Source organism: Prochlorococcus marinus str. MIT 9107, from assembly GCF_000759855.1.
In the GTDB taxonomy this organism is placed as follows: domain Bacteria; phylum Cyanobacteriota; class Cyanobacteriia; order PCC-6307; family Cyanobiaceae; genus Prochlorococcus_A; species Prochlorococcus_A marinus_N.
On the sequence record NZ_JNAI01000010.1, the window covers coordinates 54,535 to 68,922 of the forward strand.

Consider the following 14,388-nt stretch of genomic DNA (forward strand, 5'->3'; position numbering starts at 1 on the left):
AAATAATTAAGAGATTAATCTTGAGGACTTTCTAAATCTTTTCTATTTGGAGTTCTAGTTGGATCACTTGCTAAAAATCCGAAGAGAAAGATTCCTACAAAGAAAAAGACAATTGTGTAAACAGAAATTTTTAAGGCAAGCATGGAATTACGTGTGCTGACAGATTTATATCTTATTAAATTTATATTTAATTTATGAGAAAAGGTTTACTTTTTGTATTTTTGGAAAATTTTGAAATACTTTAAGGCAGATTAATCATCATGTTCATCCCAAGGATCAACAAGATTGGCAGCTTTAGATCCAAATGCAGTCCAAAGGCCAAAACTAGTTAAAGCTAGAAGTATTACCAGAATTGTTACTCCTATGGAAACGGCAGGATCTGGAGGAGATGATAAAGTTTGCATCAATTTTGCTAAGTTTGTAAACAATTTATGTATAAGTTCTTATACAATAGCGAAATAATATTCGATTTTGTGAATTCAACATGGGTCAAAAAACAGCCTTAGGAAGTCTTTTAAAAGCAATTGGCAATTCAGGTCAAGGAAAAGTTGTACCTGGTTGGGGAGCAGCTCCTGTGATGACAGCCATAGGATTACTACTTTTGGTTTTCTTAGTTATTCTTCTACAAATTTATAACCAATCCTTACTCTTACAAGGTTTCTCAGTAGATTGGAACGGGAACTAAATATCTGAAAGTTTCTAAAAAGTTTATCTGGTTAATCTGAGTATTAATAGATAGTCTTTTCTTGGACTTTTGTTTTAATTAACTTAGTTATAGTTTGTTTATATTAATAACTCTCAATGAAAAGAGTCTAGAAATACACCATGAAAGAAGTATATCTAATTGGATTGGGAAATCCAGGTAAAAAATATTCAAAAAGTAGACATAATATAGGGTTTTTGCTCCTTAAAAATTTTTCAAAAAAATACAATTCAAATTTTTCACCAAAAGATAAACTAAAAAGTTTCTATTCAGAATTCAAAATCAATGATTACACTTACAGGTTATTTTTACCAAATACATTTATGAATAATAGTGGTGATGCAGTTAGAGCAATAGTTGATTGGTACAAAATTAATTTAAATCAGATTTTTATAGTAGTCGATGATAAAGATCTTCCCCTCGGGAAAATAAGATTTAGAAAAAAAGGCAGCTCAGGTGGACATAATGGGCTTAAGAGCATCATTGAAAAATTGCAAACTCATGACTTTAATAGGATAAGAATTGGGATTGGCTCTCCTCCATCTCTTAAAGAAACAAATAATTTCAATACTATTTCTCATGTCTTAGGCAATATTTCTCTAGAAGAAAAATCAATATTGGATAAAGTATATAAGAGGGTGATAGAGTCCCTCGAACAATTAAATACTAAAAAAGAAGAACTTATAATAAACGAATTAAATTCTTTTGATAAAGACCAAACATAACAAATGCGACCAAAACCAGAAACAATAGCCAATGTAAATGTTAAGGAATATTGCTTCTCAAAGCAGGAAATCAAGGGGGTTGTAGAGGCTAGTCAATTTAAATGGACTTTTACATGGTCTTTTAGTAAAGGTTTATTATTTGTTAATCCTCCTTTGGGAAGAGCATTAATTCAGGATGCCTTATTAAGATTTTTATTAAAAAAAGATTATGAATTAGAGGCAGGTAATGAATATAAGTTCACTATTTCAGCCAAGTTTTAAAATCTATGTTTTGATTCAAAGTAAACTTCATTTTGCAATAATCCTCTAAAATTATCAAAGCTGATATTGCATCTAAATTTTTATTAAGAATAAAGATTTCCCTTGGAATTAAAAACTTGAAACCGCTAATTGGAAAAAGTTCGAAATATCTTGCTTTGGCTCTATAGGTAGTATTTTTTTCTTCAAAAGTAATTATTTCTTTTTTAAAAAAATTCAGTTTTTCTTTGATCTCTTTACTACTTGTACCGTTACCAATAACAATTTTTGATATATCTTCAACGTTATTTAAATTCCTGACATAGTCCTCAAGTAATTCACTGCTAAGAATGATGGCTTTATAAACTTTTTTTTTACTTATTTCAGCTAAAACCAACCCACATTTAGATTTACCAGGATCGATAGAAATATATTTAAACATAAAAATTATAATTTAGTAATATTCAACTCAACTATTATTGGATCTACAATTTCACTATCCTTTAAAGATATAACCTCTAATCGATATTTATTATTTTGTTTTACCTTTAACGAATCTCTAATTTTTTTAATGAAGTCACCTCTCGTAGTAATTTCGTTAACAATAGATCCTCTAGACTTGATTTTGTCTCTAGTTTTTATCAACAAAGTGTTAATGTTTAAATTGATATTTTTATAATCAAGATCTGTTTTTTCAAGAACTTCGCTGGTAATAACTTCTCCTCTTCTTACAATAATTTTATTTTGCAGCAATTCTGGATATACAAAAACAAAATTATCCCCTTTTAAAACATTTGTTGCTGATTTAATCAAAATGACCCAATTCCCGCCTTTTGCAGTTACACCTTCAATTTCAGAAATATCACTTGGTCTCCACAAAAGAATATTTTTTGTTGTTTTTTTACTAGGTATTACAATTTTCTGAACATATCTATCTGCGCTTTTGTAAATATTTCCTAGATCAATTTTTATATTTGGATTAGAGGTCACTTTTGCAATGAATAAAGTTTGCCCTCTTTTAATAACTACATTTCCTCTTCTAAATTCTTGAACATCACTTTTTAGTTTGTTTAATTCCTTTTCTTTTTTGTTAATCTTATCTTCAAGCTTCTTCCTTTCTTCCTGCAAAGGAAGGAGCGCCTTTTTACTCTCATCCAAAGTTTTTTGTAAAAAAGGAATATCAACAAAAAGTCTTTGCCTAAATTCTTCGCTAACTAAAATCAACAATCCTATAGATATGGCACTAATAAAGCCTCCAGTTATTATCGTTACAATTGTGGCTGTTTTGTTTGGTCTTAATTTTAAGATACTAAATCTTGCTTTACCAATCTTTGTACCAAGCAGGTCCCCAAATGGTGCAATTAATCCTCCTAGTAATATTAAAAAAATAATTAAAATCCAAGCCACAGTATTTCATACACTCAATACATCATAATTAATAATGAATCAATTAAATTTTTTTGCAAGAGCTATTGGGTCAAATACTGTAATCTTTTTTCTATCAATATTCAGGAGCCCGGAATCTCTTAAATCCCCCAATAATCTTGTAATGGTTACTCTTGTTGAACCAATAGCTTCGGCAATAGATTGATGTGAAAGTCTCAAATCTATTGTAATACCATTTTCACTTGCAACTCCAAAGTCTCTACAAAGAACCATCAAAAAGCTTACTAAACGAGAAGACATATCTCTATGAGTAAGAGTTTCTATCATCGTTTCTGTTTGTAGAATCCTACTTGAAAGACCTTGCAACAATAATAGTCCTACTGATGCATCTTCTTCTATTGCCTTTAAAACAGAACTCGCAGGTGCTGTTATCATTTCAACTCTTGTAAATGCTATCGAATGATAAAAACGATCAGATCTATGGCCTGTTAGCAGAGATAAAACACCAAAAAGACTATTTTCTCTTAATAGGGAAACTGTTATCTCTTCACCTGACTCATAAACCCTTGAAAGCCTTACTGCTCCTCTTCTTATGAGATAAACCCTCTCAGCGGGATCCCCAGGAAAAAAAATTGTTTTAGATCTTTCAACCATTTCAGTGCTTGCACCCTCTAAACCTTTAATTACTTCCATTAAAGTTCTATTGATTGGAAAACGTTCTCCAATAGAGTTAATTTTACTTTGTCCGGATTTCTGCGAATTGAAGCGACTGAATCCTCGAGAAGAAGCTATCATAAATATCTTGACTATTAAAAAATTTAAGAAGACAACTTAAAATATCTTGTATCAACAGTAACAATTTTTAATTCTCATTGATTTCTTCATCAACTTTTCTTGGCTATTTAAACTTTCCCTAGGCTTTTTTAAGTAACATTACACTATATGCAGTGTGAATAAATTCAAATTATACTGTATGTAGAAAAGATATCTAAAATAATGGTAATTAGTTCATCTAATAGTTATTACAAAAGTAATCTTGATGTATTAAAAATAAGTTCTGCTAACAAAACAAACTTAAAAAGATTTACACAAAGCGGGCAAATTCAAATCTATCAATCTTCATACAGAGGAAGTTATTCCTCCATGATTAGAGACTCTTTAAGAAATGCTGCTCTTGGTAGAAAAGTACTTTTAGTACAATTCATGAAGGGGGGGGTTAAACAGGGGATTGATAATGCAGTAAATCTTTGTGGCAATTTAACTTGGGTAAGATCATCGCATTCCTTTGATCAATATGATTCTGAAGAAATTGAAAATAATAAAAATTTAAAAAAATCAATTCATGAATCTACTTATGAACTATGGAATTTTTGCAAAAAAGAATTACTGTCTGGTGAAAATGATCAAATTATATTAGATGAAATTTTTCTTGCAATTGAGAGGAAAATCATCAATAAGGATGATTTGATTTCAACACTTGAAAACCGATTTATATCAGGAGATGTAATCCTTACTGGTACAGATATTCCTAAAGATTTTTGATTAATGGCCAACCAAATTACCGAACTTCGCTCTTAAAATAATGCTTAAAAATGATCTCTGGATAAATCAAAAAGCGTCTGAAGGAATGTTAAACCCCTTCCAATCAAATTTGGTAAGGCATCTTGAACCTGATAATCAACAAAAACCAGTTTTGAGTTACGGATGTTCCTCATATGGCTATGATTTAAGACTTTCATCAAAAGAATTCTTAATTTTTAGGCACATCCCTGGTACTGTGATGAATCCCAAAAAGTTTAATCCTAATAATTTAGAAAAAACTATTCTTCACCATGATAATGATGGAGACTTTTTTATACTTCCTGCTCACTCCTATGGTTTAGGCGTTGCTTTAGAAAAGATGAAAGTGCCAGAAAATATAACTGTAATTTGCATAGGTAAAAGCACTTACGCTCGACTAGGGATTATAGTCAATACAACCCCTGCAGAAGCAGGATGGGAAGGTCACCTAACTTTAGAGTTTAGTAATAGTTCAGGTGCAGATTGCAGAATTTATGCTAATGAGGGTATCTGTCAACTACTCTTTTTTGAAGGTGATCCTTGCTCTACGACATATGAAGATAGAAGAGGTAAATATCAAAATCAACCGGAGAGAGTTACTTTAGCAAAGATTTAAAATGAGTAAAGTCGAACTAATCTCGCTAACTCCTGAAGCAGAAAAAACAATGGCTTACATTGCAAGAGTTAGTAATCCAAACAATCAAAATAATGAAGATTATTCAAAATTATTAAGTTATTGCATTAAAAATGAACATTGGAGTGTATTTGAACAGGCATTTATGACCTTACAAATAGAGACAAACAGAGGAATTGCAGCTCAAATATTAAGACATAGATCATTTACTTTTCAGGAATTTTCTCAGAGATATGCAGATAGTTCTCAATTGGGGAATATTCCTTTACCAGAGTTAAGAAGACAAGATTTCAAAAATAGACAAAATTCAATTCCTGACATATCTGATGAGTTAAAAAAAAGATTCAATTCAAAAATTGCTTCACATTTTAAAGCTGCTTCAGAATTATATGAAGAATTACTTTCTGAAGGAATAGCTAAAGAGTGTGCGAGATTTGTTTTACCATTAGCAACTCCAACAAGAATCTACATGTCAGGATCATGTAGATCGTGGATACATTACATACATTTAAGATCAGCTCATGGTACCCAAGAAGAACACAAGTCTATTGCTCAAAATTGCAAATCTATTTTCAAAAGAAGTTTTCCTATTGTATCAAAATCTCTAGATTGGTAAGGATTATCCATGACTACGAGGATTAACATCATTATTTTTATTTTCTTTAATTGAGGAAAATTCAGCATTAATAATTTCTTTTTGGGATTCCTTATGTGTCTCTAAATTAGCGATAGATTCTCTTATTCTTGATTCTTCTTGTTTACCAATAAAGGTAGATTTTAAATTACCTTTTCTATCAAAAAGATTAACTTGAGGAATACCATTTACCTCAAATTTTCTGATATAATTTTCCCATTTTTGATTATCAACATTTAAAAAAACAAAATTAATATCTTTTTCATATTCCTCCCTTAAAGTAGATACTTTTGGAGCCATTTCTTTGCAAACTTCACACCACTCAGCATAAAACTCAAGAAAAGTAGGCTTGTTGTTTTTAAAAGCTATTGCAGGATCAACAGATAATTCTCCAAAACTCTTAAGAAGGTAAGTTGGTTGAAAAAAGAGGTTTTTGAATAAAATCAAAGAGATAATAACAATCACAAACAGCATAACAATTATTGCTTTTAGGCTTTTATTTAAAACTTCTTCTCTACTTTCAGATTGCATTATGGATACGTTCTAACTTAAAACATCTTAAATAAGGTAAACAAAGAAAGAGAATTAAAATGCTTCAACTTTTAATCAACTGATAAAATAGTAAATAAATAATATAAAACATATTTTTAATTCCTGAAATCTAATTATGCAATCAATGTTTGGAACTGATGGAATAAGAGGTAAATTTAATAAAGAAATAACTTATTCGTTAGCATATAAAGTTGGATATGCTCTAGGTTTGAATTTAAAAAATAATAATCCAATATTAATAGGAAGAGATACTAGGGTTAGCGGAGATATTTTGCTTCAGGCAATAACACAAGGTATAAACGCCAGTGGGGGGGAATTTATAAATCTTGGAATCTGCCCTACCCCAGCTATCCCTTTTTTAATAAAACAAGTGAAGCTAAGTAGTGGGTTAATGATATCTGCCAGTCATAATCCACCTGAATACAATGGCATCAAAATCTTTGATCATAATGGTCAAAAAATTTCTAAAAATTTTGAAAATAAAATTCAAAAAGTAATTGAAGAGTCAAATCTAAATATATCAGTACACACAAAAGATATATCTTTAAAAACAAATGACCAACTTATGGATGAATATTTGCAAGGCCTAATGCAAACAATGGGTGGTGAAAATTTAAGCGGTATGAAAATAATATTAGACACATGCCATGGATCAGCCACAACCTGCGCAAAAAAAATTTTTCAGAATCTTGGCGCAAATGTAAGAGTTATAAATAACTCACAAGATGGATTAAAAATCAATATGAAATGTGGTTCTACTAACCTCGAACCATTAAAGAAAGCATTAAGAGAGACACCCGCAGATATGGGATTTAGCTTCGATGGGGATGCCGATAGAGTGATTGGGGTAGATTCTAAGGGGAATATTTTGGATGGGGATCATATCCTCTTTCTGTGGGGTAGAGAACTTATGGAACAAAAGATCCTCACAAATAATTTACTAATATCTACGCAAATGGCGAATTTAGGTTTTGAAAAGGCTTGGAAAAAAATTGGCGGGATTTTATATAGAACTGACGTTGGCGATAAATTCGTTTATGAAGCGATTAAGGAAAAAAACGCTTTTTTAGGAGGGGAACAATCTGGCCATATACTTTCAAAACTAAATAACTTCTCTGGAGATGGTATATTGACTGCATTGCAAATTTGTAAATACTGTAAAAAGAAAAATATTCCTTTAAATGATTGGTTAAAAAGTAGTTTCAAGCCTTTCCCTCAAAAACTAACCAACATTAATTTAGATTTTACTATTAATAAATTAAATCCAAAAACCAGAAACTTAATTGACCAAACTATAGAAAGTTTTCAAGCAATTTACTCCGATAAATGTAGAATTTACATAAGGCCTAGCGGGACAGAACCCCTAATGAGAGTTCTCATAGAAGCCGAAAGTAAGAATACAGTCCAATCTTTGTCACAAGAAATAACAAACAAACTAAGTTTAGAAATAAAAAAGATTTTTAATTAATCATTAATCAGATCTTTATATAAATCCTCTCAAAAATATCAAGTTTATTAACAATCGCATATTTTTCTCTATTAGTTTGAACTTTATTTGGATTAAAACTTTGGGAATAATTAAAACCATTTTCATATATTTTTTTAAAATTAGAATTACTTGAGATAGTGCAATCCATATAATCAAATAAATCTTTTACATCAGTTTTAACAAAAATTAGGGATCCTGTTTGCATATAAATAGAGAGAATATTAATTAAATCTGGCTGAATTACCCGCCTTTTATGATGTCTTTTCTTAAACCATGGATCTGGGAAATAAAAGGAAATACTTTTTAAATTCTTATTTATAAATTTACTATGAAACTGATTTACAATCTTATTTGCATTACCAAATACAAAATATAAATTTTTGATTTCTTTATTTCGAACTTTTAATTTAGCTGTTTTAACTAATTTCTCTCTAATTTCAATTCCTAAATAATTCCAATTGGTATTAGCAAAAGCTAAATCGAACAGAAATTCACCAGCAGCACAACCTATATCCAAATGAATAGGCAATTTAGAATCTTCAAACATTTCGATCAAAGCAGGAATTCTCTCAACTTCATCAAAATTATTACTAAGAGGGTTAACGTGCTGTCTCATGAAATTATTAATTCATTTCTGGGCAATAATACAGAGATTAGTAATGTTCATAACTATGACAATATTAAGTTAAAAAGTAACAGCTTGATGTTTAATTATTATGTATTCAGATGAAAAAGTTTTGAATGTTCTTAATCAACTATCTGTTTGGCTATCTTTTCAACTTTCAATAATTTTCCTTATTGGTATCCCTATTGCATTATCATTATGGTCAATTAAAAAAAGAAATAAAGCTATTAATAAGCTTTTTTCTATTTATTGGAAAATTTCCCTTTTATTTTTTATAAGCCTTTTGCTTTTAATAGGCAAATATAATTATGCACTTATTATTACAAATATTTCGACATTATTAATGACAGTTTCAGTTTGGTTTTGGAACGATATTAATGATGAGTTAAAAGAATATGACTTTTCTTACTTGCTTGCCACAACGACAAAAGTATGGAGATGGTCGCTTACTTTTCTATCTCTCAATTTCTTAATTCAAAGTCTACTAAACTTTCGCTGCTTTTCACTAATTAATAATGCTGCTTGTGAAATTTGGCTTACGCCTTCTTCAAATTTCTATATGATTATGAAAAATTTATTTAATTTTTTCTTTGGGGCTAACTTCACTCTACCAATAGCAAAATTTTTGGGATTATTCTCACTTTTAATTTATATTTTAGGCTTGATTCAATGGTCAATAATTAAATTACCTAAAAATGGAAGAAACTCTTGCTTCTACGAAAATGGAAGGAATTGATTTAATTAATTGTCTAGAAAGGATAAGTTCCAAGATACCCAATAGGATACTTAAAATAGAAGGTTATATTTTAAAAAAAAATTATAAAGAACAATTAGAAATAATTATTTTTAAAGGTTTCAGTAGCTCTACTACTCATCCAATTGAAATGGATTTAGAAAAAAAAGTTTTAGAATTTGATTTTATACTTACAAACTTTAGACTTTATCAGTCACCCTTAACAGAAACCGAAGATAACTTTATAAGAGAAGATCAAAAATTAATTTTCTTTTTAAATCAAAAAAACTGGATTTAATTAAGTTGAAAATTAATAATTTTTGAACATCTTTTGCATAATTTTGTATTTTGAATACCATTGAAAATTTCTTCTTTATAATGCCAACATCTATCACATTTTTGACCATGTGCTTGAAGAATTTGAATTTTTCCAAGTTTATTGTTATCAACAATTAGAGAATTCTCGACTAAATTTGATACAACTTGGAAATTTGAGACAATAAGCCAATCCCTAAATAAATCTACATCTTCATTTCCAAATTTTTTAAGCCACTGAAGAGAATCCTTTACCTCTTTATTTTCAGGCAAATAATTCACTTCTGTTTCCAAAGCTGCGCCAATTATTTGTTTGTTTCTACATCCCTCTATAGCCTTGTTAATTTCAACTCTCAAATTTCTTAAATTTGCGACATGTTCATTAAGACTTTCATTTTTCCATGATTGAGAGAAAATTGGCCATCCTCTTTGAAATACAGACTTTTCTTTAGTTGAATATGGAATATTTTGCCAAATATCTTCAGCCATATGACAAAGTACTGGAGAAATAAGAACAGCTAAATTTTCAACAACTTTAGACATAACAAACTGGCATGATCTTCGCCTGAATTGTGTTTTAGAACTGACATATAACCTATCCTTAGCAATATCCAAATAGAAATTTGATAAATCTACAACACAAAAACTTTGTAAAATTTGGAAAAATTTGGGAAATTCATAATTTTCATAAGCATTTGATATTTGATCTGTAACCTCAACTAATCTTCCTAACATCCATTGATCTAATAGAGGCAGTTGATGAATTTCAAAATTATCAATATTAGGTTCATAATCATGGATATTACCTAGAAGATATCTTGAAGTATTACGAACTTTTCTATAGACGTCCGATAACTGCTTAAGTATATTTGAACCAATTGGAACATCTACTGAATAATCTACTGAGCTTACCCATAGCCTTAGAACATCAGCGCCATATGCAGGTTCATTTTTTTTATTACTACCTCCATTAATAATTATATTTGGATCAACAACGTTACCTAAAGATTTGCTCATTTTTCTTCCATCTTCATCCAGTGCAAAACCATGCGTTAAAACTTTCTCGTATGGTGGTTTGTTATTAACTGCAACAGATGTAAGCAAAGAAGATTGAAACCATCCTCGATGTTGATCTGAGCCCTCTAAATAAAGGTCAGCTGGATACTTTAACTCACTTCTTTGTTCACATACTGCAGCCCAACTAGATCCTGAATCGAACCAAACATCCATTGTATCTTTCCCTTTTACCCAAAGATCAGATTCTTTTAAATATTTTTCTGGTAAGAGGCTCTTAACTTCCCAGTCCCACCAAATATCTGCCCCATGTTCACTAAAAAGTTTTTGAATATGATTAATTATCTCGCTATTTAGGAGAATTTCATTACCATTTTTTTTATAAAAAACTGGAATTGGCACACCCCATGACCTTTGCCTAGAGATACACCAATCTCCTCTACCAACGACCATAGAATATATTCTTTTCTTTCCAGTTGCTGGCATCCATTCAACATCTTCGATTGCTTTTAATGCAGATGATCTGAAACCATCTACAGATGCAAACCATTGTTCTGTTGCTCTGAAAATAGTAGGTTTTTTGGTTCTCCAATCATAAGGATATCTATGCTTATAATCTTCTTGTAATAGAAGCAAATTTTTTTCCTTTAAGTACTGAATAATTAAATCATTTGCATCTTTAAGTACATTCGATCCTTGGAATTGGCCTGAATACTCATTAAAATTCCCTTTTTCATCAACGACACAAGTTGTAGGTAGATTATATTTTTGCCCCACACTGAAATCATCCATACCATGGCCTGGTGCAGTATGCACAATTCCAGTACCAGATTCTGTAGTAATATAATCTCCCCCAATCACAATTCTGCAAATTTTGTTCTTAGTAGGATGTTGATATTCAATATTTTCCAAGGTTGCACCTTTAACCTCTAAAATCATGTTGAAATCTTTATTCAATTTCTTACTAATTTCAGAAGATAAATCTTTTGCAAAAAGGTAGATTCGTTTCTCTTCATCAAAAGCAAAAACATAATTTATTTTTGGATTTACTGCAACTGCTTCATTTGCTGGTATTGTCCAAGGTGTTGTGGTCCAAATAGTTATGAAAGAATTGCTTAGAAAAATATCCTTTTTGATATTGGGATTTTTTTGACAGATTTTCAAGAGAAATTCGTCAGGTACTTTAGTGATTTTCAAGGAAATATAAATACTTTTTGAATAATGTTCTTCAGGATATTCTAATTCCGCTTCCGCAAGTGCAGTTCTCGAACTTGGACTCCAATGAACAGGTTTAAGACCGCGATATATGTATCCATTTAAAAACATTTCCCCAAATACTCCAATCTGAGCTGATTCATAACTTTTCTTTAGAGTTAAGTAAGGGTTATTCCAATCTCCCCATATGCCCCACCTTTTAAAACCCTCCATTTGTTTATTAATTTGAATATATGCATAATCTGTTGCTTTTTTTCTTAACTTGACGGTGTCTAGTTTCTTTCTTTCTTCAGATTTTAAATTCTGAAGTACTTTTAATTCGATAGGCAATCCATGACAGTCCCAGCCAGGAACATAATGTACTTTAAATCCTTTCAAGGTTTTGTACTTATTTATTATGTCTTTTAGAACTTTGTTAAGAGCATGACCCATATGAAGAGCTCCATTTGCATAAGGCGGGCCATCATGTAATGTAAATTTTTTTCCTGAATTATTTGAACCTAATTCGAAATCAATTTTATTACTAGCCCAAAAATTCTGAATCTCAGGTTCTCTTAGAACAGAATTCGCACGCATTGAGAAGTCAGTTTTAAGTAAATTTAAAGTCTCTTTGTAAGAAAAGTCTGATTTGTGTTCTTTGTTATTTTGTGATTTCATACGACGATATAAGAAATATTAGTGATCAATAGAATTGTTTAAATAAATCTAATTTATTAGATTATTTATTAATTGACCCTTATTTTTTTTGGCATGTTCAATTAACTAATTGATTTGATTTCAAACTTTTATATTATCATTTTTATCATTTCTTACCCACTTTTTTGGGCTAATATTTCGATTATTTTTATCAAAATTAAAAAAATTTAAAGTTTTTGATAAATTCTTAACTCCAAGATTAATAGCCTCAAGTATTTTCGAAAGGTTATTTTTGAATTCCATAAAGGTAGTTAATTTATTTATTTCTTTATCTGTCAATTGATTCCATCTAGATTTAAAAAGCTCAACCAGATATAAAACAACTAGTATCGTCAATAATAGAAAAATTAAGAAAAATGATTCATCTATAGTTTTATTTTTAATGATCAATATTAAACCTATTGATAAATTTAGAAAAGCTTTTATAAGATCTTTTGGTCTACCTAGCTCAAGATAAATTAATGGTACTAATAAAAATACAGTGCCAATAAAGATATAGAAAGAGCCCAAATAAACTACCAAACTTTTCATTCGATTTATAAACTTAATTATAAGAAGTTGATATAGATAAACAAACTTACTATCAGAATTCCCTTAAATGCGGTCGGGGAGACTTGAACTCCCACACCCGAAGATACGAGTACCTAAAACTCGCGCGTCTACCAATTCCGCCACGACCGCCCAAATAAAATAATAATTGAAAGAGGTTTATTTTAAAAATATTTTTAACTTAAGATGATTAATTTGACACATAAAAATTTAATTAAATATCTCTCTAAAAAAATTTTTAAATCCCAGCATACAATCATACAAAAATATTAGTTATATTATTTAGAGAATACAAGAAACGATTTCTAACTTAACCAATAAAAAAACAACAAAAATTACTAATTCTTCAAAAATATTAAATTGGCAAAAGGAGATTAAAAATTACGTAGATCCGCCAAATTTTTGGAATCCAACATTAGGTCTTTTTTTTGGTGGTTATTTTCTCGCTTTTCTTAGTATATGGCAATGGTATAGGGGGTTTTGGCCTCTACCATTACTTGTAGCAACAGCTTTTTTAGCTTTGCATATGGAAGGTACTGTTATTCATGATGCATGCCACAAAGCCGCTCATCCAGTTCCTTGGATAAATCAAGCAATGGGCCATGGATCTGCAATTCTTTTAGGATTTAGTTTTCCAGTTTTTACAAGAGTACATTTACAACATCATATTCACGTAAATCACCCAAAAAATGATCCTGATCATATTGTCAGTACTTTTGGTCCAATTTGGCTAATTGCCCCAAGATTTTTTTATCATGAAGTATTTTTCTTTCAAAAAAAACTTTGGCGAAAATATGAATTACTTCAATGGGGAATTGAAAGATCCATTTTTTTAACCATAATTTTGGCAGGGCTGAAGTTCGACTTCATGAATCTAATTTATAATTTATGGTTCGGACCAGCATTAATGGTGGGAGTAACATTAGGAATATTTTTTGATTATCTACCCCATAGACCTTTTCGATCAAGAAACAAATGGTTAAATTCTCGAGTTTATCCAAGTAGATTTATGAACTTATTAATAATGGGCCAAAATTACCATCTCATACACCATCTTTGGCCTTCGATCCCTTGGTTTGAATACAAAGTAGCATATGAAAAAACTAAGCCTTTACTGGACATAAAAGGCTCACCTCAAAGAGTTGGAATTTTTGAAAGTAAAGAAGATATTTATAATTTTATTTATGATTTATTAATAGGTGTTAGGAGTCATAGCAAAAAGAGGGGGAAGATAAGAAAAATCATAAACTTGTACCCAGGATATAAAATAAAAAAAATTTTGTTAAAGATAGTCAATAAGACTTTTATAGGAAGCAACTAA

The 14,388-nt window shown here is 30.0% G+C and carries 19 protein-coding genes and 1 tRNA gene; 10 read left to right on the forward strand and 10 right to left on the reverse strand.

Going from position 1 to position 14,388, the window contains the following annotated elements; translation table 11 throughout:
- Nucleotides 1–14: 14 nt before the first annotated feature.
- Both EU92_RS01395 and psbN read right to left on the reverse strand, forming a co-directional pair.
- Nucleotides 15–143, reverse strand: coding sequence for a photosystem II reaction center protein I (locus tag EU92_RS01395; protein ID WP_002805124.1), 129 nt, complete (start codon nucleotides 141–143; stop codon nucleotides 15–17).
- A 108-nt stretch (nucleotides 144–251) separates the two neighbouring features.
- Nucleotides 252–404, reverse strand: coding sequence for a photosystem II reaction center protein PsbN (gene psbN / locus EU92_RS01390; protein WP_032514803.1), 153 nt, complete (start codon nucleotides 402–404; stop codon nucleotides 252–254).
- Between the two features lie 80 nt (nucleotides 405–484).
- Between psbN and psbH the strand changes: the two genes are divergently transcribed.
- From psbH to EU92_RS01375, 3 genes are all read left to right on the forward strand, one after another.
- Complete coding sequence (gene psbH / locus EU92_RS01385) at nucleotides 485–685, forward strand: photosystem II reaction center phosphoprotein PsbH (protein WP_032514564.1); 201 nt, start codon at nucleotides 485–487, stop codon at nucleotides 683–685.
- Between the two features lie 140 nt (nucleotides 686–825).
- On the forward strand, nucleotides 826–1,428 hold the full coding sequence (gene pth, locus EU92_RS01380) for an aminoacyl-tRNA hydrolase (RefSeq protein ID WP_032514565.1): 603 nt from the start codon (nucleotides 826–828) through the stop codon (nucleotides 1,426–1,428).
- 3 nt (nucleotides 1,429–1,431) lie between these two features.
- A complete protein-coding gene (locus tag EU92_RS01375; RefSeq protein WP_032514566.1) occupies nucleotides 1,432–1,689 on the forward strand; it encodes a DUF3146 family protein in 258 nt (85 codons plus the stop codon).
- On the opposite strand, the gene EU92_RS01370 is transcribed toward EU92_RS01375, so the two are convergent.
- Genes EU92_RS01370 through ntcA form a run of 3 tightly spaced genes read right to left on the reverse strand, consistent with a single transcriptional unit; the run spans nucleotide 1,670 to nucleotide 3,846 of the window.
- Nucleotides 1,670–2,107, reverse strand: coding sequence for a hypothetical protein (locus EU92_RS01370; RefSeq protein WP_032514567.1), 438 nt, complete (start codon nucleotides 2,105–2,107; stop codon nucleotides 1,670–1,672). The two genes, EU92_RS01375 and EU92_RS01370, sit on opposite strands and share 20 nt — an antisense overlap.
- Before the next feature lie 5 nt (nucleotides 2,108–2,112).
- Complete coding sequence (locus EU92_RS01365) at nucleotides 2,113–3,072, reverse strand: DUF3084 domain-containing protein (RefSeq protein WP_032514568.1); 960 nt, start codon at nucleotides 3,070–3,072, stop codon at nucleotides 2,113–2,115.
- Between the two features lie 39 nt (nucleotides 3,073–3,111).
- Complete coding sequence (gene ntcA, locus EU92_RS01360; RefSeq protein ID WP_032514569.1) at nucleotides 3,112–3,846, reverse strand: global nitrogen regulator NtcA; 735 nt, start codon at nucleotides 3,844–3,846, stop codon at nucleotides 3,112–3,114.
- Nucleotides 3,847–4,047: 201 nt separating this feature from the next.
- Between ntcA and EU92_RS0109260 the strand changes: the two genes are divergently transcribed.
- Genes EU92_RS0109260 through thyX form a run of 3 tightly spaced genes read left to right on the forward strand, consistent with a single transcriptional unit; the run spans nucleotide 4,048 to nucleotide 5,861 of the window.
- The gene (locus tag EU92_RS0109260; protein WP_052056063.1) at nucleotides 4,048–4,593 is read left to right on the forward strand and encodes a cob(I)yrinic acid a,c-diamide adenosyltransferase; all 546 of its coding nucleotides are present in this window, start codon (nucleotides 4,048–4,050) and stop codon (nucleotides 4,591–4,593) included.
- 40 nt (nucleotides 4,594–4,633) lie between these two features.
- A complete protein-coding gene (dcd, locus tag EU92_RS01355) occupies nucleotides 4,634–5,227 on the forward strand; it encodes a dCTP deaminase (protein ID WP_032514572.1) in 594 nt (197 codons plus the stop codon).
- 1 nt (nucleotide 5,228) lies between these two features.
- Nucleotides 5,229–5,861 (forward strand): FAD-dependent thymidylate synthase, encoded by a 633-nt coding sequence (gene thyX, locus EU92_RS01350; RefSeq protein ID WP_032514574.1) that lies wholly within the window; start codon nucleotides 5,229–5,231, stop codon nucleotides 5,859–5,861.
- Between the two features lie 3 nt (nucleotides 5,862–5,864).
- Here the strand turns inward: thyX and EU92_RS01345 are convergent, their stop codons facing one another.
- Nucleotides 5,865–6,410, reverse strand: coding sequence for a thioredoxin domain-containing protein (locus EU92_RS01345; RefSeq protein WP_032514575.1), 546 nt, complete (start codon nucleotides 6,408–6,410; stop codon nucleotides 5,865–5,867).
- A gap of 136 nt (nucleotides 6,411–6,546) precedes the next feature.
- Between EU92_RS01345 and glmM the strand changes: the two genes are divergently transcribed.
- Nucleotides 6,547–7,899, forward strand: coding sequence for a phosphoglucosamine mutase (gene glmM, locus EU92_RS01340; RefSeq protein WP_032514576.1), 1,353 nt, complete (start codon nucleotides 6,547–6,549; stop codon nucleotides 7,897–7,899).
- Nucleotides 7,900–7,906: 7 nt separating this feature from the next.
- Here glmM and trmB read toward each other — a convergent pair whose 3' ends face one another.
- Entirely contained in the window at nucleotides 7,907–8,536 is a 630-nt protein-coding gene (trmB, locus tag EU92_RS01335) for a tRNA (guanosine(46)-N7)-methyltransferase TrmB (protein WP_032514577.1), read from the reverse strand.
- A 121-nt stretch (nucleotides 8,537–8,657) separates the two neighbouring features.
- Here trmB and EU92_RS0109265 point away from each other — a divergent pair, with 121 nt between their 5' ends.
- Together EU92_RS0109265 and EU92_RS01330 are read left to right on the forward strand one after the other, a co-directional pair.
- On the forward strand, nucleotides 8,658–9,281 hold the full coding sequence (locus tag EU92_RS0109265; RefSeq protein WP_032514804.1) for a DUF3177 family protein: 624 nt from the start codon (nucleotides 8,658–8,660) through the stop codon (nucleotides 9,279–9,281).
- Nucleotides 9,241–9,576, forward strand: a complete 336-nt coding sequence (locus EU92_RS01330; protein WP_032514578.1) for a hypothetical protein — start codon at nucleotides 9,241–9,243, stop codon at nucleotides 9,574–9,576. Before EU92_RS0109265 ends, EU92_RS01330 begins: the two co-directional genes overlap by 41 nt.
- Here EU92_RS01330 and ileS read toward each other — a convergent pair.
- The 3 genes from ileS to EU92_RS01320 form a co-directional block, all read right to left on the reverse strand.
- Nucleotides 9,573–12,479 carry an isoleucine--tRNA ligase gene (gene ileS / locus EU92_RS01325; protein WP_032514579.1) on the reverse strand — a complete coding sequence of 969 codons (2,907 nt, stop codon included), beginning with the start codon at nucleotides 12,477–12,479 and terminating at the stop codon, nucleotides 9,573–9,575. The two genes, EU92_RS01330 and ileS, sit on opposite strands and share 4 nt — an antisense overlap.
- A gap of 120 nt (nucleotides 12,480–12,599) precedes the next feature.
- Nucleotides 12,600–13,049: a hypothetical protein gene (locus EU92_RS0109270; RefSeq protein ID WP_032514580.1), complete on the reverse strand. Its 450-nt coding sequence runs from the start codon at nucleotides 13,047–13,049 to the stop codon at nucleotides 12,600–12,602.
- Nucleotides 13,050–13,117: 68 nt separating this feature from the next.
- Nucleotides 13,118–13,199: transfer RNA gene (locus tag EU92_RS01320), tRNA-Leu, on the reverse strand.
- Between the two features lie 220 nt (nucleotides 13,200–13,419).
- Between EU92_RS01320 and EU92_RS01315 the strand changes: the two genes are divergently transcribed.
- Nucleotides 13,420–14,388 (forward strand): fatty acid desaturase, encoded by a 969-nt coding sequence (locus tag EU92_RS01315; RefSeq protein ID WP_193741782.1) that lies wholly within the window; start codon nucleotides 13,420–13,422, stop codon nucleotides 14,386–14,388.

Bases quoted from the DNA above. Each gene is read 5' to 3' on its own strand.
- EU92_RS0109270 (WP_032514580.1), bottom strand. From the start codon at position 13,049: ATGAAAAGTTTGGTAGTTTATTTGGGCTCTTTCTATATCTTTATTGGC.
- dcd (WP_032514572.1), top strand. From the start codon at position 4,634: ATGCTTAAAAATGATCTCTGGATAAATCAAAAAGCGTCTGAAGGAATG.
- EU92_RS01375 (WP_032514566.1), top strand. From the start codon at position 1,432: ATGCGACCAAAACCAGAAACAATAGCCAATGTAAATGTTAAGGAATAT.
- trmB (WP_032514577.1), bottom strand. From the start codon at position 8,536: ATGAGACAGCACGTTAACCCTCTTAGTAATAATTTTGATGAAGTTGAG.
- glmM (WP_032514576.1), top strand. From the start codon at position 6,547: ATGCAATCAATGTTTGGAACTGATGGAATAAGAGGTAAATTTAATAAA.
- EU92_RS01370 (WP_032514567.1), bottom strand. From the start codon at position 2,107: ATGTTTAAATATATTTCTATCGATCCTGGTAAATCTAAATGTGGGTTG.
- EU92_RS01395 (WP_002805124.1), bottom strand. From the start codon at position 143: ATGCTTGCCTTAAAAATTTCTGTTTACACAATTGTCTTTTTCTTTGTA.
- EU92_RS01345 (WP_032514575.1), bottom strand. From the start codon at position 6,410: ATGCAATCTGAAAGTAGAGAAGAAGTTTTAAATAAAAGCCTAAAAGCA.
- EU92_RS01330 (WP_032514578.1), top strand. From the start codon at position 9,241: ATGGAAGAAACTCTTGCTTCTACGAAAATGGAAGGAATTGATTTAATT.
- pth (WP_032514565.1), top strand. From the start codon at position 826: ATGAAAGAAGTATATCTAATTGGATTGGGAAATCCAGGTAAAAAATAT.
- psbN (WP_032514803.1), bottom strand. From the start codon at position 404: ATGCAAACTTTATCATCTCCTCCAGATCCTGCCGTTTCCATAGGAGTA.
- EU92_RS0109260 (WP_052056063.1), top strand. From the start codon at position 4,048: ATGGTAATTAGTTCATCTAATAGTTATTACAAAAGTAATCTTGATGTA.
- ileS (WP_032514579.1), bottom strand. From the start codon at position 12,479: ATGAAATCACAAAATAACAAAGAACACAAATCAGACTTTTCTTACAAA.
- ntcA (WP_032514569.1), bottom strand. From the start codon at position 3,846: ATGATAGCTTCTTCTCGAGGATTCAGTCGCTTCAATTCGCAGAAATCC.
- thyX (WP_032514574.1), top strand. From the start codon at position 5,229: ATGAGTAAAGTCGAACTAATCTCGCTAACTCCTGAAGCAGAAAAAACA.
- psbH (WP_032514564.1), top strand. From the start codon at position 485: ATGGGTCAAAAAACAGCCTTAGGAAGTCTTTTAAAAGCAATTGGCAAT.